The organism is Flavobacterium sp. (assembly GCF_965284515.1).
In the GTDB taxonomy this organism is placed as follows: Bacteria; Bacteroidota; Bacteroidia; order Flavobacteriales; family Flavobacteriaceae; genus Flavobacterium.
In genome coordinates, this window is sequence record NZ_OZ260089.1 from 1,473,506 (window position 1) to 1,492,105 (window position 18,600).

General features: G+C 30.1%; 20 protein-coding genes. 14 read left to right on the forward strand and 6 right to left on the reverse strand.

Features of this window, described 5'->3' with window-relative positions:
* Positions 1–24: 24 nt before the first annotated feature.
* The 11 genes from ACQ65T_RS06760 (at position 25) to ftsY (ending at position 7,722) form a co-directional block, all read left to right on the forward strand.
* Positions 25–1,320, forward strand: coding sequence for a dihydrolipoamide acetyltransferase family protein (locus tag ACQ65T_RS06760; RefSeq protein ID WP_430400325.1), 1,296 nt, complete (start codon positions 25–27; stop codon positions 1,318–1,320).
* 77 nt (positions 1,321–1,397) lie between these two features.
* The gene (locus tag ACQ65T_RS06765) at positions 1,398–2,339 is read left to right on the forward strand and encodes a YARHG domain-containing protein (RefSeq protein WP_430400326.1); all 942 of its coding nucleotides are present in this window, start codon (positions 1,398–1,400) and stop codon (positions 2,337–2,339) included.
* The gene (locus ACQ65T_RS06770; RefSeq protein WP_430400327.1) at positions 2,339–2,983 is read left to right on the forward strand and encodes a DUF2306 domain-containing protein; all 645 of its coding nucleotides are present in this window, start codon (positions 2,339–2,341) and stop codon (positions 2,981–2,983) included. Before ACQ65T_RS06765 ends, ACQ65T_RS06770 begins: the two co-directional genes overlap by 1 nt.
* Entirely contained in the window at positions 2,964–3,734 is a 771-nt protein-coding gene (locus tag ACQ65T_RS06775) for an exonuclease domain-containing protein (protein ID WP_430400328.1), read from the forward strand. Before ACQ65T_RS06770 ends, ACQ65T_RS06775 begins: the two co-directional genes overlap by 20 nt.
* An 18-nt stretch (positions 3,735–3,752) precedes the next feature.
* Positions 3,753–4,364 (forward strand): fumarylacetoacetate hydrolase family protein, encoded by a 612-nt coding sequence (locus ACQ65T_RS06780; protein WP_430400329.1) that lies wholly within the window; start codon positions 3,753–3,755, stop codon positions 4,362–4,364.
* A gap of 1 nt (position 4,365) precedes the next feature.
* A complete protein-coding gene (locus ACQ65T_RS06785) occupies positions 4,366–4,716 on the forward strand; it encodes an Hpt domain-containing protein (RefSeq protein ID WP_430400330.1) in 351 nt (116 codons plus the stop codon).
* Positions 4,717–4,721: 5 nt separating this feature from the next.
* The gene (locus tag ACQ65T_RS06790; RefSeq protein ID WP_430400331.1) at positions 4,722–5,969 is read left to right on the forward strand and encodes a CinA family nicotinamide mononucleotide deamidase-related protein; all 1,248 of its coding nucleotides are present in this window, start codon (positions 4,722–4,724) and stop codon (positions 5,967–5,969) included.
* A gap of 80 nt (positions 5,970–6,049) precedes the next feature.
* Entirely contained in the window at positions 6,050–6,286 is a 237-nt protein-coding gene (rpmB, locus tag ACQ65T_RS06795) for a 50S ribosomal protein L28 (protein WP_430400332.1), read from the forward strand.
* Positions 6,287–6,312: 26 nt separating this feature from the next.
* A complete protein-coding gene (rpmG, locus tag ACQ65T_RS06800) occupies positions 6,313–6,495 on the forward strand; it encodes a 50S ribosomal protein L33 (RefSeq protein WP_011963553.1) in 183 nt (60 codons plus the stop codon).
* 7 nt (positions 6,496–6,502) lie between these two features.
* Positions 6,503–6,655 (forward strand): DUF4295 domain-containing protein, encoded by a 153-nt coding sequence (locus ACQ65T_RS06805; protein ID WP_320815130.1) that lies wholly within the window; start codon positions 6,503–6,505, stop codon positions 6,653–6,655.
* A gap of 86 nt (positions 6,656–6,741) precedes the next feature.
* Positions 6,742–7,722 carry a signal recognition particle-docking protein FtsY gene (ftsY, locus tag ACQ65T_RS06810; RefSeq protein WP_430400333.1) on the forward strand — a complete coding sequence of 327 codons (981 nt, stop codon included), beginning with the start codon at positions 6,742–6,744 and terminating at the stop codon, positions 7,720–7,722.
* Between the two features lie 170 nt (positions 7,723–7,892).
* Here ftsY and ACQ65T_RS06815 read toward each other — a convergent pair whose 3' ends face one another.
* Entirely contained in the window at positions 7,893–8,960 is a 1,068-nt protein-coding gene (locus ACQ65T_RS06815) for a serine hydrolase domain-containing protein (RefSeq protein ID WP_430400334.1), read from the reverse strand.
* A gap of 90 nt (positions 8,961–9,050) precedes the next feature.
* Between ACQ65T_RS06815 and ACQ65T_RS06820 the strand changes: the two genes are divergently transcribed.
* Together ACQ65T_RS06820 and ACQ65T_RS06825 are read left to right on the forward strand one after the other, a co-directional pair.
* Positions 9,051–9,473 carry a hypothetical protein gene (locus tag ACQ65T_RS06820; protein ID WP_430400335.1) on the forward strand — a complete coding sequence of 141 codons (423 nt, stop codon included), beginning with the start codon at positions 9,051–9,053 and terminating at the stop codon, positions 9,471–9,473.
* A 1-nt stretch (position 9,474) separates the two neighbouring features.
* A complete protein-coding gene (locus ACQ65T_RS06825) occupies positions 9,475–9,771 on the forward strand; it encodes a DUF721 domain-containing protein (RefSeq protein ID WP_430400336.1) in 297 nt (98 codons plus the stop codon).
* 47 nt (positions 9,772–9,818) lie between these two features.
* Here the strand turns inward: ACQ65T_RS06825 and ACQ65T_RS06830 are convergent, their stop codons facing one another.
* The 5 genes from ACQ65T_RS06830 to ACQ65T_RS06850 all read right to left on the reverse strand — a co-directional run bounded on the left by ACQ65T_RS06830 (position 9,819) and on the right by ACQ65T_RS06850 (position 16,316).
* Positions 9,819–10,238: a nucleoside-diphosphate kinase gene (locus ACQ65T_RS06830; protein ID WP_430400337.1), complete on the reverse strand. Its 420-nt coding sequence runs from the start codon at positions 10,236–10,238 to the stop codon at positions 9,819–9,821.
* Between the two features lie 64 nt (positions 10,239–10,302).
* On the reverse strand, positions 10,303–11,133 hold the full coding sequence (locus ACQ65T_RS06835; protein ID WP_430400338.1) for a formylglycine-generating enzyme family protein: 831 nt from the start codon (positions 11,131–11,133) through the stop codon (positions 10,303–10,305).
* Between the two features lie 152 nt (positions 11,134–11,285).
* A complete protein-coding gene (gene bshC, locus ACQ65T_RS06840) occupies positions 11,286–12,878 on the reverse strand; it encodes a bacillithiol biosynthesis cysteine-adding enzyme BshC (RefSeq protein ID WP_430400339.1) in 1,593 nt (530 codons plus the stop codon).
* A 67-nt stretch (positions 12,879–12,945) separates the two neighbouring features.
* Complete coding sequence (locus tag ACQ65T_RS06845; RefSeq protein WP_430400340.1) at positions 12,946–13,848, reverse strand: DUF6263 family protein; 903 nt, start codon at positions 13,846–13,848, stop codon at positions 12,946–12,948.
* A 2-nt stretch (positions 13,849–13,850) separates the two neighbouring features.
* Positions 13,851–16,316: a T9SS type B sorting domain-containing protein gene (locus ACQ65T_RS06850; protein ID WP_430400341.1), complete on the reverse strand. Its 2,466-nt coding sequence runs from the start codon at positions 16,314–16,316 to the stop codon at positions 13,851–13,853.
* 59 nt (positions 16,317–16,375) lie between these two features.
* Here ACQ65T_RS06850 and ACQ65T_RS06855 point away from each other — a divergent pair, with 59 nt between their 5' ends.
* Positions 16,376–18,565: a B12-binding domain-containing radical SAM protein gene (locus ACQ65T_RS06855; RefSeq protein ID WP_430400342.1), complete on the forward strand. Its 2,190-nt coding sequence runs from the start codon at positions 16,376–16,378 to the stop codon at positions 18,563–18,565.
* The last annotated feature ends 35 nt before the right edge of the window (positions 18,566–18,600 follow it).

Genomic DNA, 18,600 nt, shown 5'->3' on the forward strand with positions numbered 1-18,600 from the left:
ACATCACAACGATACAGTAAGAATATGGCAAAATTTGAATTAAAACTTCCTAAAATGGGAGAGAGTGTTGCAGAGGCAACCATTACAAATTGGTTAAAAAATGTAGGTGAAACTATAGAAATGGACGAGGCTGTTTTGGAAATAGCAACTGACAAAGTAGATAGCGAAGTGCCTTCTGAGGTTTCAGGAACTTTAACTGAAATTCTTTTTAATGTAGATGATGTTGTTCAAGTAGGTCAAACTATTGCTATTATTGAAACAGAAGGTGGTGCTGTTGCTGCGACTCCAGTTGCAGAAGTAGTGTCAGCTCCAGTTGCGGCTGTTGAAAAAGCTGTAGAAGAAGCAAAAGAAACAGTTTCAAGTGCTGATTTTTCAGGTTCTGATAAATTCTTTTCACCGTTAGTAAAAAATATTGCTAAAGAAGAAGGTATTTCGTTAGCAGAATTAGAATCAATTACTGGTTCAGGAAAAGACGGAAGAGTAAACAAAGAAGATATATTAAATTATATTAAAAATAGAGGAAGTCAACCTGCTGCGGTAGCTGCAGTTCCTTCAACTCCAATAGCTACAGTTAAAGAAGCGCCAAAAGCAGCTCCTGTTTCTGTAAATGGTGGAGACGAAATTGTTGAAATGGACAGAATGCGTAAGTTGATTTCAGGTTATATGGTAGCTTCGGTTCAAACTTCTGCACACGTTCAGTCGTTTATTGAAGTAGATGTTACTAATATTGTAAAATGGAGGGATAAGCATAAAGCAGCTTTCGAAAAGAGAGAAGGTGAGAAGTTGACTTTTACGCCTATTATGATGGAAGCGGTTGCAAAAGCATTGAAAGATTTCCCAGGAATGAACATTTCGGTTGATGGTGATTTTATCATTAAGCGTAAAAATATAAACTTAGGTATGGCTGCGGCTTTACCAAATGGAAACTTAATTGTACCAGTTATTAAAAATGCAGACCAATTAAACTTGGTAGGTATGGCAAAAGCGGTAAACGATTTAGGAAGCAGAGCAAAAGCAGGTAAATTAAAACCAGACGATACGCAAGGTGGAACTTACACGGTTACTAATGTAGGTACTTTTGGATCTGTTTTTGGAACACCAATTATCAATCAACCACAAGTAGGTATTTTGGCCCTTGGAGCAATTAGAAAAGTTCCTGCGGTTATTGAAACTCCAGAAGGTGATTTTATTGGAATTCGCCAAAAAATGTTCTTATCGCACTCTTACGATCATAGAGTAGTTGATGGAGCGCTTGGTGGAAGTTTCGTTAAAAGAGTGGCTGATTATTTAGAAGCTTTTGATGTAAATAGAGACGTATAAAAAAATATATTGAATATTAAGCCCGACAAGTTTCTAAAACCTGTCGGGTTTTTTTATATTTGAAAAAAAAGAAATCAATGAAAAAAGTTTTTATTGTAGCAGTTGTATTTGCGTTTTTTGGTTGTAAAGAAGTAATTATAAACGAAGTTGCTCAAAAGCTAAAAGTAGACAAGGTTTTGTATGAATTCGAAGAACCTGTAGTGACCGAAAATTTAGTAATGACTACTAAAGAAGATTTATTAGGTTATTGGGTTGGGGATTTTAAAAGCGATTTAACCGTTGAAGAAGAAAGAGAATTAGCCGATTCTGAAGATTATTATGAGTATAATTATAATAAACAGATTTCTATTTCAATTGATAAAATTAAAGACACTCTTGTTGACGGACATTCAATAGTGAGTGGTAATATAAGACCCTTTCAAGGAAGTTTGTTTGAAGATGAAAAAGGTTTCTATTTTAAAGTTTCAGAGCCAGGTGATGATAAATACGATGGAAAATTTGAATTTTCAATTTTAAAAAATGATAGCATAATAAATGGGAAATGGCAAGCAAATGAAGTTTTAAGGATAGATAGGAGAAGTTTAAAATTATATAAAAAAGTATTTGAGTACAGTGCTGATAATGAATTAAGTAATGAATTTGTAGATTGGGATAAGTCAAAAAAAGTAAAATATAAAGAAGTTGATAATGAAAATGAGTATGAATGGGAAGATGAAGAGTATTTTACTACAACTGAAGCTGTTTTAAAGGTAAATGCTTCTAAAGATAAAATAACTAAAGAATTTGCTGAGAATTTGTCTAAAGCAGATATTTTTATTCTAAGAAATTCTATTTATGCACGTCATGGTTACTCATTTAAGAATCGTCAATTGCGTAGGTATTTTGAAAATTATAATTGGTATATGCCTGTTTTTACAGATGTAAAAAAATCATTTACTAAAATTGAACTTGCTAATATAGATATGTTGCTTTTGTATGAAGAAAATGCAGAAGAGTATTATGATAGATTTGGTAGGTAATGAAATTAATTAAAATTTTAATCGTTATAAGTTATTTTTACTTTACGTTTTTACTACTTTTAATTACACTTCAATACATCCCTTTAAATTTTGAAGTTACATTCTTGAAATTAAAACAAGAAGAAGTTAAATTATCCTATTATAATATTGCTTTTTTTACACATGTTTATACGAGTATAGTTCTCGTATTGATAGGTTGGATTCAATTTTGGTCTTTTTTTAGAAAAAAATATACCAACTTACATACGTTAATTGGAAAATTTTATATTCTCATAATTCTTATGTTTTCTGGGCCTTCAGCTTTAATAATGGGCTACCATGCAAATGGAGGAATTTCCTCTAAAATTTCATTCATCATACTATCAATTTTGTGGCTTTTATTTACTTATATGTCATATTCATATGCTAAAAAACTAAACTTTATAGAACATCAAAAATTTGCAATAAGAAGTTTTGCATTAACATTATCTGCTATTTCATTACGCCTTTTCAAATACATTATTGTATTTTTGTTTCACTCTCCGCCTATGGATACTTATCGAATAGTTTCTTGGTTAGGTTGGGTTTTTAATCTAATAATCGCCGAAATAATAATAATTTACATATTTCGAAATAAAATTAAAAATGGAATTAAAATTAAATAGACCAATTTGCTTTTTTGACTTAGAAACTACCGGAATTGATGTAGGGAAAGATAGAATAGTTGAAATTGCAGTGGTTAAAATATATCCAAACGGAAATAAAGAAAGTAAAACATGGCTAGTTAACCCTACGATTCCAATTCCTCCGCAAACAACTGCAATTCATGGTATTTCTGATGAAAAAGTTGCTAATGAGCCAACGTTTAACGAACTAGCTCCTCATGTGTATAATATGATTAAAGATAGTGATTTGGCTGGTTTTAATTCAGATCGTTTTGATATTCCATTATTAGCTGAAGAAATGCTTCGAGCGGGAGTTGATTTTGACATGAAAAATAGAGTTTCAGTTGATGTGCAAACCATTTTTCACAAAAAAGAAGAGCGAACATTAAGTGCTGCATATAAATTTTATTGTGGCGAAACGTTAGAAAATGCGCATAGCGCAAATGCCGATACAGAAGCAACTTACGAAATTTTAAAAGCACAATTAGACCGTTATCCAGACTTGGAAAATGATATGAAAACACTTTCTGAATTTACAACTCGTAAAAAATCAGTTGATTTTGCAGGTTTTATTGCTATGAATAAAGAAGGTAAAGAGGTGTTTGCTTTTGGGAAACATAAAGGTGTTTTAGTAGATGATGTTTTGGAAAACGAACCTGGATACTTTAATTGGTTGCAAAATGCCGATTTTCCGCTGTACACTAAAAAAGTATTGACAGCAATTAAGCTTAGAAAATTAAATACGAAATAAGCATAATTTATTTATAACATGAAAATAATCTGTATTGGCCGAAATTACGCTGACCATATTTCTGAACTGAATAATGAAAAGCCCGAAGAACCTGTGATTTTTATGAAAGCGGATTCTTCTGTATTGCTAAAGAAGTTTCCATTTGTTATTCCTGAATTTACTAATGATGTACATCATGAAGTTGAATTATTGGTCAAGATCAATAAAGTAGGAAAGTATATTGATAAAAAATTTGCTCATAAATACTATGATGAAATAGGTTTAGGAATCGATTTTACAGCAAGAGATTTGCAAAGTAAGTTAAAAGAAAAAGGTTTGCCTTGGGAAAAAGCAAAGGCTTTTGACGGCTCGGCGGTAATTAGTGACTTTTTACCGAAAAATAATTTTTCTTCATTAGAAAATATTAACTTTGAGTTAAGGAATAATAATGAAGTTGTTCAAAAAGGTAATTCTGACTTAATGTTGTGGAAAATTGATGAATTGATTGCTTATGTTTCTCAATTTTTTACACTCAAAAAAGGAGATATATTATTTACAGGTACTCCAAAAGGTGTAGCTAAAGTTTTACCAGGAGATTTACTTGAGGGTTTTATAGAAGATAAACAGATGTTTAAAATTAACGTAAAATAAAATGGCACTACAGTATAATTTATCGAAAGTTTACGAAATTTCAGAAAATGATACTGACTTTGCGCATCAAATTGTTACACTTTTTCTTTCCGAAGTTCCTGATGAAATAGCATCTATGAAAATGGGTATTGAAGAAAAAGATTATACCAGAACATATACTGCTTCTCATAAAATTAAACCTTCACTTGATTTGCTTGGGATGGATATTGCATACGATGAAAACCTTCAAATTATGTCTTGGGCTAAATCTCAAGGAAAACGCAAAGAAATAATTGAAGTTTTTAAATCTTTAAAGGATAGGGTTGATTTATCAGTTAAGGAAATAAAAAAAGATTTTAAAATCAGCAACTAAAATTTATGACTGCCTCAATCGTAACTATTGGCGATGAAATACTCATCGGTCAAATTATTGATACTAATTCTTCTTACATAGCTAAAGCCTTAGATAAAATCGGAATTGAAACTACTGAAATGTTGTCCATTTCAGACAAAGAAGAATATATACTTTCGACTTTCAAAAAACTTCAAAATAAAGTTAATTTGGTAATTATCACTGGTGGGTTAGGTCCGACTAAAGATGATGTTACTAAGAAAACTTTTTGTACCTATTTTCAAGATACTTTAGTAAGTAATGAAGAAGTGTTATTTCATGTAACTGAGTTAATTGAGGGGATATATAAAAGACCGATTTCTCAAATCAATAAAGATCAGGCTTTAGTGCCTTCAAAAGCTAAGGTGTTATTTAATAAAGTAGGAACTGCTCCAGGAATGTGGATGGAGAAGGAAAATACTATTTTTATTTCTTTACCAGGAGTACCTTATGAAATGAAATATCTTGTTAATGAAGAAATTATCCCAGCTTTAGTTCAAAGATTTGAAAGACCTTATATTTTACATAAAACTATAATGACTTATGGTAAAGGGGAAAGTTTATTGGCTGAAGAAATTGAAGATTGGGAAAATAATTTGCCTTCATTTGTTAAATTAGCATATTTACCAAGTCCAGGACGAGTAAGGTTACGTTTGACAGCAAGAGGGAAAAATGAGCAAATTTTAAAAGAAGCGATTGAAATAGAGGTAGGTAAGCTTCAGAAATTAATTCCTAATGATATTGTTGGTTTTGATGATGACGAACCAATTGAGCGAGTTGTAGGGATGTTGTTAAACGAAAAAAAGTTTACACTCTCAACAGCAGAAAGTTGTACAGGAGGTAAAATAGCGCAATTAATTACATCGATTCCGGGGGCATCAAATTATTTTAAAGGAAGTATGGTTACTTATGCAACTGAAGCTAAAATTAATTTATTGGGAGTTAGTCCAGATTTAATTGAAAAATATTCTGTTGTAAGTAAGGAAGTAGTTAGAGAAATGGCACATTCTGTTCAACGCATTTTAAATACTGATTTTGCTATTGCAACTACCGGAAATGCTGGTCCATTGAAAGGAGATTCGTTTGCTGATGTAGGTACAGTTTTTATTTCAGTAATTACTCCAAGTCAAGTAATTGTAGAAGAATTTAACTTTGGACAGCCGAGAGAAAAAGTAATAGATAGAACGGTGAATAAAGCATTGGAAATTTTATATAAAGAAATTTTAAAAAATTAATTAAAGATAGTTGTTTGATATTATAAAATTTTGTTTCTTTGCACCCTGATTTTGAATAACGATATAAAGATTATAGAATAATGTCAAGAGTTTGTGAACTTACAGGAAAAAGAGCAATGGTAGGAAACAATGTTTCTCATGCTATGAATAAAACTAAGAGAAAATTCTCAGTTAATTTAGTTAAGAAACGTTTCTACATTCCAGAAGAAGATAGATGGGTTACTTTAAAGATATCTACTGCTGCGTTAAAAACAATTAATAAACTTGGTATTGCTGCTGTTTTAAAGAAAGCAAAAGCAGACGGATTTGTAAAATAATTCGATAACCGATAATAATATACAAAATGGCAAAGAAAGGTAATAGAATTCAAGTTATATTAGAATGTACTGAGCACAAAGCTTCTGGCGTTGCTGGAACATCTCGTTATATCACTACTAAAAACAAAAAAAATACTCCAGACAGATTAGAGATTAAAAAATTTAATCCTGTTTTAAAAAGAGTAACAGTTCATAAAGAAATTAAATAATTAAGTCATGGCAAAGAAAACCGTAGCAACTTTACAAACATCTTCTAAAAGATTAACAAAAGCTATAAAAATGGTTAAGTCTCCAAAAACGGGTGCTTATACATTTGTTGAATCAGTTATGGCTCCTGAATTAGTAGATGATTTCTTAAGCAAGAAATAATTTGTAAATACAATCTATAGAAAAGCTGCTTTCGTTTGAAAGTAGCTTTTTTATTTTTACATTTGTTTATAATTATATTCAAAAAAATGAGCTTCTTTAAAAAAATATTTTCTTCAGACAAAAAGAATCCCAACCTTAGTGAGCAAGAGAAAGAAACTCTTGATAAAGGATTGGAGAAATCTAAATCAACTTTTTTTTCTAAGCTTTCTAAGGCGGTAGCGGGAAAAACCAAAGTTGATGATGATGTATTGGATAATTTAGAGGAAATATTAGTGTCTTCAGATGTTGGTGTTACTACTACATTAAAAATTATTGAAAGAATAGAAAAACGTGTTGCTGAAGATAAATATTTAGGAACAAGCGAGCTAAATCAAATTTTAAGAGAAGAAATAGCAGGTTTATTATCTGAAAATAATACCGATGATGCTGTTGATTATTCTATCATTAAAGATGTTAAACCTTATGTAATTATGGTTGTTGGTGTTAATGGAGTTGGTAAAACAACTACCATTGGTAAGCTTGCAAGTCAATTTAAAAAATCGGGTTATAAAGTTGTATTAGGGGCAGCAGATACTTTTAGAGCTGCGGCAATCGATCAACTGCAAATTTGGGCAGATAGAGTAGGTGTGCCAATTGTAAGGCAGGATATGGGTAGTGATCCTGCATCTGTTGCTTTTGATACCTTACAATCAGCTGTGGCTCAAAATGCAGATATTGTTATTATTGATACTGCAGGACGTTTACATAATAAAGTTAATTTGATGAACGAATTGACGAAGGTTAAACGAGTTATGCAAAAAGTTGTGCCAAATGCTCCACACGACGTGATGTTAGTCTTAGACGGTTCAACAGGGCAAAATGCATTTGAACAAGCAAAACAATTTACTGCTGCTACTGAAGTTACAAGTCTTGCAGTTACTAAATTAGATGGAACAGCAAAAGGTGGAGTTGTTATTGGTATTTCAGACCAATTTAAAATTCCAGTTAGATATATTGGAGTGGGTGAAGGAATTGACGATCTTCAAGTTTTTAATAAATATGCATTTGTTGATTCTTTTTTCAAATAAAATGAAGATAATTAATTTTTTTAGAGAGGCTAAACCAATTAAAATTATTTTAATTAGCTTTTTATTTACCTTGCCAGGAATTTTTATTGAAGAATCATTTCCAACTATTTTTATTTTTTTAAGATTGTTTTCATTTGCATTAATAATGTACGCTATTGTTAAGCTTTTTTTTAAGGATTAATAACAGCATTTATTTTTTGCCACAGTACTTCGTCAAAATCTGATAATGCAGCGGTTTCATTGTCTGCAGCATTTCCCATACGTATAATTACTAATTTTTTGCTTGGAACAACATAAATTTTTTGGTCATTTTTTCCTAATGCCATAAACATATCAGCGGGCCCCGATGGAATGATACTTCCATTGAATTCAAATTGTGTTTGGGGTAAATGATAGCTTGTTTTTCCGTTTAACCACCACATATAGCCATAAGCTAAATTTATGCTTTGAGAAGTTGATGTAGAATTATTAAAAAAATTAGAATTTATTATCTGTGCACCATTCCAGTTACCCTGATTTAAAGAAAGTAAGCCAAAACGAGCCATGCTTCTAGTAGAGCTCCAATATACATTTTCAGAACTAGCACTAGCTAGCCAAATACCACTCATGCCGATAGGGTTTTTTAGTTTTGTATTGAAATAGTTGTCCCAATTTTGACTTGTGGCTTGTTCAACAACATCTTGAAGTTTAAAAAACACACCATGATATGCCCATCTTGTACCTGCATCGGCAAGATAATTTAAGTTTGCGGCATCTATTTGATCATTTGTATCATCTAATCCTGAGGTCATTGTTAGAAGATGTTTACAAGTAATTAAGTTTTCTTTTGCTAATGGTGCATTTGTCCAACTGGTACCTATATAATCTGAAACTTTGTTATTTATATTAATGTAGCCTTCCTCTTCAGCAATACCAGTAATAGCTGTTGTAAGTGTTTTTCCAGCACTTGCCCAATACCATGGAGTACTTTCGGTATGTCCGTTAAAATAATACTCTAATACAATTTTTCCGTTATGTAATACGATAAAACTTTTAGAATTTTTTAATTCTAAATAATCTAATAATGGTTGAACTTTACTTTCATTCCAGCCTAGTTCTGTTATTGTTTTGGTTTCCCAAATAGAGCTATTATTAGGTGGAAAATACATAGGTTCAGCAAAAACATTTTCTTCCGTACTTGAACAGCTGCAGATAAATAATCCAATTATTATTAAACCAATATTTTTCAAGTTTTTCATACTCCGTTTTTTTCTATGACATTAAAAGTAAGAAATAGTTTAATTCCGCAATTAATATTGTAATTTTATTTTTTTCAAAAGAATAGTATTATGAAGCATATAAAAATCATTTTGGTGTTATTTTTTTTATCAATTTTATCATGTAAGTCTGATGTAAAGCCAGAAGATTTACAACAATTAAATGGTTTTTGGGAAATTGAAAAAGTTCAAATGCCTGATGGTTCTACTAAAGAATTTAAAATTAATGAATCTTTAGATTTTATTAAGTATGATAATATGAATGGTTCAAGAAATAAAGTTATCCCACAGTTAGATGGTAGTTTATTGTCTAATAATTTATTTGAAAAGTTTACTATTACAGAAAAAGATAATACATTTTGGTTAAATTATAAAACGGAACACACTTCGTGGACAGAGGAATTAATTAATTTGTCTAATGATAAATTAGTAGTAAAAAATAGTAATGATTTGATGTATTTTTATACTAAAAGAACAGATTTAAATAAAGAATAAGATGGCAAAGCGATTTAATGAAGAACAATCTATTCAAGACGTTTTAAAAAATTTCATTTCCCATAATAAACTTCAAGGTGGTATTGATAAAATAGAAGTTAAGGAAGTCTGGTTTCGTTTAATGGGAAACGGAGTGGCTAATTATACCGAGGAAGTAGAATTAAGAAAAGAAACACTTTATGTTAAGTTAACTTCGGCTGTATTAAGAGAAGAGTTGATGTTTGGTAGAGAGAAAATCATCAAAATGATAAATCAAGAGATAGGGAAAGAAGTTGTAAAAACTTTAGTTTTAAGATAAAAAAAAGCCATTCAGTTATGAATGGCTTTTTTTTGAAATATATTTTATTAGAACATTTCTCTTCCAGAAAAATGGAAAGCTGCTTCAATAGCAGCATTTTCATCGCTATCAGATCCGTGAACTGCATTTTCTCCCATAGAAGTCGCATATTTCTTACGAATTGTTCCTTCTTCTGCATTTGCAGGATTTGTAGCACCAATTAAAGTTCTAAAATCTTCAACAGCATTATCTTTTTCTAAGATAGCAGCAACAATTGGTCCGCGAGTCATAAACTCAACTAATTCACCATAAAAAGGTCTTTCAGCATGTACTGCATAAAATTCCTTAGCATCAGCTACAGTAAGTTGTGTTAATTTCATTGCTACAATTCTGAAACCACCTTCAGTAATCATATTTAAAATTCCACCAATGTGTCCATTTTCAACACCATCTGGTTTAATCATTGTAAAAGTTCTATTCGTTGCCATAACGTTTATTTTAAATTTTGTGCAAAAGTACTATTTTAGTAACTAAAAACAAGATTTATTTTATTTATTCTGTTATTGAACGAGCAACTCTAAATCCGTAAAACTCATGTGTTTTACTTGGAATTGTAGAAATTCTATTTGCCGGACGTAAATAATTAATATTACTATCCCATGAACCACCTCTTACGGCTTTTCTTTCTCCCATTGTAGGTCCTTTTGGGTTATTACCATCTTCTACTTTGTAATAATCTTTATTGTACCAATCCCAGCACCATTCCCAAACATTTCCACTCATGTCATAAATTCCAAGTTCATTTGGTAATTTAGTACCCACTGTATGAGGTGACCCTTTACTATTAGCTTTATGCCAAGCAATATCATTTACGTTAGTGCTTCCGCTAAACTTTGTTTCTTTTGCTTTTTTTCCTCCCTTAGCTGCATATTCCCATTCTGCCTCTGTAGGTAGTCTGTACCCATTTGCGTTAAAATCGCAAAATACATTTGGTCCGTGTTTTGAATATACAGGAGTCAACTTTTCTTTTTTACTTAACCAATTACAATATGAAATTACTTCTTCCCAAGTAACGTTATTAATTGGATAATTATCAACAAATCCCCATTTTGGTTTAACAGGCATTTTTAATTTATTTGCTTTTACATATTCTTTCCATTGCCAAACTGTTACCTCAAATTTACATAATTCAAAATCTTTAACTGTTACAGTATGTTCAGTTTGTTCGTCGTTGTCAGCAGACTTGTCAGAATCTTTAGATCCCATTTTAAATGTACCTCCTTCAACTTTTACCATAAAGTTTATAGGATTATTTTCTGTAAAAGAGAAAAATGTAAATACAGAAATTAATAATGCGTAGGTTAAAAAAGTAGTTTTCTTCATAATCTTAAATATGTTAAAAATTTTGCGCAAAGATACGAAAAATATCACATTGCGGCTTTTTTTTGTTAAAAATGTAATGAAATATTCTGTTTATTGATAATAATGCAATAAATGATGTTTTTGGTCGATTTTACCACGCCGTTTATCGATTATTATATATCAATAATAGTGAATTTTTGTTGAAGTGGTTTTGTTTTTTGCAATAACTTTTCTAAAAAAGAATGAAATTTTATTGATTGAACTATTTCTGAAATATTTTTAGTGCGTTCCTGAAGGCTTTCATTTGGAAACAAGCTTACTTGAAGTTGTACTATTTGTTCGATTTTTTCAGCGTGTTGTCTCTTTTCGGCTTTTAGTAATCTTTTTTCAAGATTTTCTAATCCTTTTATTTGTTTTGCCTCTTGTGCTTTAACAGCTCCGATAAAAGATCTATCGGTTTTTTTTGCAATCTCTTTTAATTCTTGAAATTGTTTTGATAAATGATTTTTTTGTTTTGAAAAATCAATTTCAAATTTTGAAAGTTCTCTTGTTTTATTCTCAATCAATTGTTCTTTGCTTAAGAATAAATCAGACCAACTTAAGTTTAATTTGTCTACTTTTTTAATTTGTTTTTCAGTAGCAACTAAAACCGAATTTCTGAGTAACAAAATTGGAAAAGTAACTGAATTTGATTCGAAGTTTGATTTTAATTCAAGCCAATAGGCTAATTCACCACCACCTCCTATATAACATAAGTTAGGAAGTATTACCTCTTGATATAGAGGGCGTAATATTACATTTGGACTGAAACGTTCTGGATAATTTTCTAATTCAGTTAAAATTTCAGATTCAGAAAATTTTAGATTAGTATTATTAATTTTATACTGATTATTCTCAAAAACAATTCGTTCTCTTAAATCATCGAGAATATAAAACAAATTGATTTCTCTTGGATTTACTTGAATTTTATATTCGCTTATTAATTTATTTGTTTTATTTACCTCTTTAAAAGAAGTTTGATTTAAAAGTTCATTTTTAACAAACGGGCAGAATACCTTTTTTAAAGCTTTATGATCTCCGTCAATTATAATTAAACCTTGTTCTTTAAATAATTCGTTAGTTAGAAATCTTGTAGCCTCTGTTAAAGTATGATGATTTAAATAAGATGATTTAAATAGTTCTCTTAAAAAATCTGCATTTTCACCTTTTCCTAATGCTGAAGAAAATTCTTCAAAAATAGTTTCTAAACCATCAGTTGATAATCTTCCAACTGGACCATTACTTTCTTTATTCCACTTTATTTTTTTATTGTTAAAATTAAAATAATTAATTTCTTCAAAATCGTGGTCTTCTGTCGCCATCCAATAAATTGGAACAAAATTATATTCAGGATATTTAGTTTTTAGTTCTTTAGTTAAGTTTATAACCGATACTATCTTGTATAAGAAATAAAGCGGACCAGTAAACAAATTAAGTTGGTGGCCAGTTGTAATTGTAAACGTTTTTTCAGATAATAAACTATCAATATTGTTTAGTGTTATTTCAGATGCTTCAATGTTTTTGTATTGTTCTTTCAAAGCATCAACTAAAACTTCTCTTTTGTTCAAAGAAAAATTCTGCTTTTTCTCTTCAATTTGAAATTTAAAATTCTCTAAAGTTGGAAAACGATTATATAAAGGTTGTAGTTCTTCTTTCTGATTTAGATAATCTACAATTAGATTAGAAAAACATCCCGATTTTTGGTAAGTTATACAGTCGCTTTGCATATTTATTACTTTTTGCTAAAATAAGAAAAATAAAAACTGTATTATTAAGATTAACTCAATTTTAAAATTAATAGCCTGAAATCATTATTCTATTATCTATTGTTAAAGGTCTTTTAGCTGTTTTATTATTTTTTGTGTTGTCAATCACTTCTAAATAACCTTTTAATTTTTGATCAAGAAGCCCTTCTTTTATCCAGCCTGTTTTCGTATTTATTTTAAATTTTAATTTAACAGTACCATTTAAGTTATATTGAGGAAAAGCCGTGCTTTCATTCTTGAAATTTACCATTAATGTATTTCCATCAATAAAAGCGCTTGTTTTTTGTAGTTTTCTTAATTTAAAAGTGTTTTCGTAAAACCCCTTTAAATTCATTAATGTTTTATTACTTTTTTTGCTCCATTTTTCATTTATAGCTACTTTTTCAGACGGGTATACATTAGTGAATATTTCAATTTCTTCTTTAAAAGCTGTTTCGTTAAATTTATCTTTAAGCTGTAATTGAAGCTCTTCTTTTTGTTTTTTTGAAATTCCTTTTACATCATCAAGTAAATTTGAATAAATGTTTTCTAGATTTTCAATTTTTTCAACTTTTCCAGATTTATTTAGACGTAAGTTAAAAGGTTTATCTATCATCTTTTTTAAAAGATTAGACATGATGTCTTCTTTTCTGTTTTCTTTTGAATTCATCGTAACTGAGCCATTAGGCGTGCTAATTTCGAACTTTATGTATTTTAAACGTCCTTCTAAAAAATAAACATTTTTATCTATTTTTTTTACGATATACTCAGTTTGTGTAATGGAGTTTAATATGTTAACGATATTAAATCCATCTGTATCATTTTCATTAATTGCAATTTCATTTATAACTGCAATTTTATAAGATTCATTGAGTTTTAAGTCTAGTTTTATTTCATGTTTTTCTTCACATGAAATGAATATAAAAAGGAATAGTAAAATTATTTTTTTCATTTTTATCGTATTAAAGAGAAGTGTCCTCTGTGTTCTTTTCCATTTTCTCTTATAACTAAAAACCAATAGTCACTTGATACTGCTTTTTTACCTAAATACGTTCCATCCCAACCAATTGAATTTGAATCTAATTCTTTGATTAATTTGCCGTATCTGTCAAATATTTTTATGGTTAAGTTAGGTTCTTTTTCTGAAAAATTAATTTTCCAAAAATCATTATAACCATCTCCATTAGGTGTAAAATATTTTGGATGCATTAATAAATATATCTGTTCTGAATTTATACCACAGCCATTTTTATCTCTAACATAAACGGTGTATTCCCCGTTTTCTAAATTGGTAAATATATTACTATCTTGATAGTCAATATTATTTATTGAAAATTCATAATCTCCTAATCCATTAGTTAGTACTTCAAGTGTGTTTTCTTCTGAAGTCCAGTCTGTAGCTATTGTTTCTGTAATAGTAGCAATATTTGAAAGTACTACATTAAAGTTCTTTATTGTTGAGCATGTTAAAGTGCCAAAATTTTCTGAAACAGTAACTGAATAATTTCCAGGGTTTTGAATGATTATGCTGTCAGTTGTTTCTCCAGTTGACCATAAATAAGCATCGTATCCAGAACCAGCATCAATTTGAACATTATTGCCCTCACAAAGAATTATACTGTCATCTATAAGTATAAATGGTTTACTTACAAGTTCTAGAGTTAATTCAACAACCTGATAACAAGAGTTTGGAGCAACTATCCTAACGTAAAAAATTTCGGTTCCTATGTTTAAATTATAATTTGTGTAATTTGCTATTTCATCAGTAGCAATTTCATTATTAGCACCATTTAAAGAATAATAATACGAAAAAGTATTTCCACTAGTTGATATTAAATTTGAATTAAAGTTAGAAAGATTTATGCTTTCTACTCCATTATTTAGTTCATCACAAATTAATTCTACATAATTTGACGCATTTAGCGTAAAAATTATTTCAATTGTAACAGGAAGTCTATTTATACTTTCACAATTATTTACAATCTGTGATGCATAATAAGTCATTCCATCTGTTAATGGAGTGTTGTTTGGTAGCGGTGTAGTGCTTGTAGTACTACTATTGTACCATTGAATATTAGTGCCTATTATATTTATTGAATTTAAAGTAGCTCCATCAGTGCTGCAAAAAAGTTGATTAGTATTTCCTGTTGGGGCACTTGTGTTTTGTACTTGAATTAATACGGGAACTCTATTACTTTCGCAATTATTAATGGTCTGAGTGGCATAATATGTCGCTCCATTTTGAAGAGTTGTAGATGTAGGTAATATGCTTCCACTTGTTGACGAATTATACCAATTAATATTTATTCCTGAAATTACAATATCATTTAATGTTGCATTATCCTGTACACAAAATAACTGGGGTGAATTTAATGTAGGAGAAACAAGTTGATTTACAATTACTGTCATTTGCTCTGTTGAAGAACAAAAGTTACTTGTTGGAGTAAAAGTGTAAGTTGTCGTTTGATTGTTGTCTATTGAAGGCGACCAAGTTCCTGCAATTCCTTCATTTGAGACTAATGGTAAATTAAATGTATCTCCAGCACATATAGGCTGTATTTGATTGAAAGTGTTATTTATAAAAGAACTTATAGTCACTACACTTGAAACAGGTGTGTTAACTTGACCGGTTATTGTATTTGTAACTATTACACTATATGTTCCAGGAATACTTGTTGTAAAAGTATTTACGTTTCCAGGATTTGTTGCCCCAGAAGGAACAGTCCAGTCATATGAATAGGTTCCAGGTAAAGTATTTGATGCTGTTATTGTTGCTAATTGACTAGAGCATATAGTAGGGCTATTTATACTAACAATGTTTATATTGGATTGAATGACCTCCATCGAATAACCCAAAAAAGCATGTGTTAGATTATTAGTTGTTAGATAATTTAATGAAAAATCTGTTATAGGTGCAGTGCTGTCAAACCAGTACCCATATTCGCTAACACCTGAATGAGAACCGTCTGCAGTTCCTCCATTAACAGTTGAAATACAATTAGTGCATGTTGTAGAAGAAAATACAATATTTTCAAAAAGAAAAGAATCATCCCATTGTGGTCCTTTGTCGATATCATTCATATTGAATTTTGTAACAATTACAGGTGTTGAGAAGTTAAAAGTTAATTTTTTTGACGGGACTGTGTTTCTAGGCCCAAAAGTAGAAAAAGTTTGAGTTCCTGTTGCATTTAAAAAGTCTGTAAAACTTGATGGAGTACTAAGAGTTATTCCATTACCTGTTCCTGTAATTGATGCAGTAACAGTTCCGCCAGGATATGTTCCTATAATTGTTCCACCAGCCCCTGTAGTCCAAGTTACATATGTTTGTCCTGATAAGTTATTTATAAATGTTAATGTAAATAAAAATAGAATTATCTGTAATGATTTTGCTAATTTTGACAAAAGTATATTTTTGCTCATTTATTGAAATGTAAATTTTCTGCAAATTTAAGTAAAATACTACAGATAAATATAAAAAATTGAAAGAAACTCTATTAATCACTCCTCCTTTTACCCAACTGAATACACCTTATCCAGCAACGGCTTATTTAAAAGGTTTTTTGAATACTAAAAACATTTCTGCCTTCCAGATGGATTTAGGAATCGAAGTAATTTTAGAGTTGTTTTCAAGAAAAGGTTTGATGAAAATTTTTAAAATCAGTGAATCAAAAAACATTGAACTTTCTGATAACATTCAACGAATAGTAGCGCTTCAAAACGAATACATTAAAACCATAGATTCAGTTATTACATTTTTACAAGGAAAACAACCCACATTAGCGCGTCAAATTTGTAGTGGTAATTTCTTACCAGAAGCTTCTCGTTTTGAGCAATTAGATGACTTAGAATATGCATTTGGTACTATGGGAATGCAAGACAAAGCTAAGCATTTAGCTACCTTATATTTAGAAGATTTATCTGATTTTATTGTAGAATGTATCGATAAAAATTTCGGATTCAGTCGTTATGCCGAACGTTTAGGAAGAAGTGCCAATTCTTTTGATGAATTGTATAGTGAGCTAAATAAAGAAACCACTTTTATAGATCAAATTACTTTACGAATTCTAAAAGATAGAATAGAAACAGTTGACCCAAAATTAGTTTTAATTTCAGTCCCTTTTCCAGGTAATTTGTACAGTGCTTTCCGTTGTGCACAGTTTTTAAAAGCAAATTATCCAGAAATTAAGATTTCAATGGGTGGAGGTTTCCCAAATACAGAACTCCGTCAATTAAAAGACAATCGTGTTTTTGAGTTTTTCGATTTTATAACTTTAGATGATGGCGAATTACCTGTAGAATTACTTCACAATTTTGTCAGTTCGAGCGCAGTCGAGAACCAGTTTAAAAGAACATTTCTTCTCGAAAACAATGAAGTCGTTTATAAGAACAACACTTTAAAAAACGACTATAAACAAAGCGAAGTGGGAACACCAGATTATTCCGATTTATTTTTAGATAAATACATTTCGGTTATAGAAATTGCAAACCCGATGCACAGTTTGTGGAGCGATGGGCGCTGGAACAAACTGACAATGGCGCATGGTTGCTATTGGGGAAAATGTACTTTTTGTGATATCTCATTAGATTATATTAAAATTTACGAACCTATTGCTGCTAAAATTTTAGTAGATAGAATAGAGGAGATTATTGCGCAAACAGGTGAAAACGGATTTCATTTTGTAGATGAAGCAGCGCCTCCAGCTTTAATGCGTGAAGTGGCTCTTGAAATTCTGCGAAGAAATCTTTCGGTTACGTGGTGGACGAATATTCGTTTCGAAAAGAGTTTTACACAAGATTTATGTTTATTGTTGAAATTATCCGGTTGTATTGCTGTTTCTGGCGGATTAGAAGTAGCTTCAGATAGATTATTGGAATTAATAAAAAAAGGAGTAACTGTTGAACAAGTAGCGCAAGTAACAAGAAATTTTACCGAGAGCGGAATAATGGTGCATGCATATTTAATGTACGGTTACCCAACACAAACAGTCCAAGAAACAATTGATAGTTTAGAAATGGTTCGTCAATTATTTGAAATAGGAGTTTTGCAATCAGGTTTTTGGCATCAATTTGCCATGACAGCACATAGTCCGGTTGGAATTAATCCTGAAGAATTTGGTGTTATTCCGGTTATCAATGAAATTACTTTTGCGAATAATGATGTCGCTTTTACTGATAAAACCGGAATTGATCACGATAAATTTAGTTTTGGTTTAAAAAAATCATTATTTAATTACATGCACGGAATTTGTTTTGACTACGATTTGCAAGATTGGTTTGATTTTAAAATTCCTCGTACTAAAATAGAACCCGATTTCATTCAAAATGCGCTTCAAAAAGAAACTTTTTTTTCAACCAAAACCAATGCTAAAATTATTTGGATAGGAGGAATTCCTTTGGTAGAAACTTTTACCAAATCTAAAAAGGGAAATTCTTGGGAAATGATAAAACTTTTTTTTCATCAAAAAACACATTCATTTGAAATTTCTTTGGAACAAGATAAAGGGAATTGGTTATTAGAAAAATTAAAATTTTTGTCGGTTTCTAATGAACAACGATTTACATTTCAACAGTTAAAAAACGATTTTGAACTTCAATTCGAAGACTTTGAATTGTTTTGGTATTCAAAACCAATAAACACTTTGAAAGAGTTTGGTTTGTTAACATTATAACTATACTAAATAACGAATTTTACAAGTCAAATTTT

Coding starts and splice junctions, on each gene's coding strand:
- ACQ65T_RS06760 (WP_430400325.1), top strand. CDS start 25: ATGGCAAAATTTGAATTAAAACTTCCTAAAATGGGAGAGAGTGTTGCA.
- ACQ65T_RS06765 (WP_430400326.1), top strand. CDS start 1,398: ATGAAAAAAGTTTTTATTGTAGCAGTTGTATTTGCGTTTTTTGGTTGT.
- ACQ65T_RS06770 (WP_430400327.1), top strand. CDS start 2,339: ATGAAATTAATTAAAATTTTAATCGTTATAAGTTATTTTTACTTTACG.
- ACQ65T_RS06775 (WP_430400328.1), top strand. CDS start 2,964: ATGGAATTAAAATTAAATAGACCAATTTGCTTTTTTGACTTAGAAACT.
- ACQ65T_RS06780 (WP_430400329.1), top strand. CDS start 3,753: ATGAAAATAATCTGTATTGGCCGAAATTACGCTGACCATATTTCTGAA.
- ACQ65T_RS06785 (WP_430400330.1), top strand. CDS start 4,366: ATGGCACTACAGTATAATTTATCGAAAGTTTACGAAATTTCAGAAAAT.
- ACQ65T_RS06790 (WP_430400331.1), top strand. CDS start 4,722: ATGACTGCCTCAATCGTAACTATTGGCGATGAAATACTCATCGGTCAA.
- rpmB (WP_430400332.1), top strand. CDS start 6,050: ATGTCAAGAGTTTGTGAACTTACAGGAAAAAGAGCAATGGTAGGAAAC.
- rpmG (WP_011963553.1), top strand. CDS start 6,313: ATGGCAAAGAAAGGTAATAGAATTCAAGTTATATTAGAATGTACTGAG.
- ACQ65T_RS06805 (WP_320815130.1), top strand. CDS start 6,503: ATGGCAAAGAAAACCGTAGCAACTTTACAAACATCTTCTAAAAGATTA.
- ftsY (WP_430400333.1), top strand. CDS start 6,742: ATGAGCTTCTTTAAAAAAATATTTTCTTCAGACAAAAAGAATCCCAAC.
- ACQ65T_RS06815 (WP_430400334.1), bottom strand. CDS start 8,960: ATGAAAAACTTGAAAAATATTGGTTTAATAATAATTGGATTATTTATC.
- ACQ65T_RS06820 (WP_430400335.1), top strand. CDS start 9,051: ATGAAGCATATAAAAATCATTTTGGTGTTATTTTTTTTATCAATTTTA.
- ACQ65T_RS06825 (WP_430400336.1), top strand. CDS start 9,475: ATGGCAAAGCGATTTAATGAAGAACAATCTATTCAAGACGTTTTAAAA.
- ACQ65T_RS06830 (WP_430400337.1), bottom strand. CDS start 10,238: ATGGCAACGAATAGAACTTTTACAATGATTAAACCAGATGGTGTTGAA.
- ACQ65T_RS06835 (WP_430400338.1), bottom strand. CDS start 11,133: ATGAAGAAAACTACTTTTTTAACCTACGCATTATTAATTTCTGTATTT.
- bshC (WP_430400339.1), bottom strand. CDS start 12,878: ATGCAAAGCGACTGTATAACTTACCAAAAATCGGGATGTTTTTCTAAT.
- ACQ65T_RS06845 (WP_430400340.1), bottom strand. CDS start 13,848: ATGAAAAAAATAATTTTACTATTCCTTTTTATATTCATTTCATGTGAA.
- ACQ65T_RS06850 (WP_430400341.1), bottom strand. CDS start 16,316: ATGAGCAAAAATATACTTTTGTCAAAATTAGCAAAATCATTACAGATA.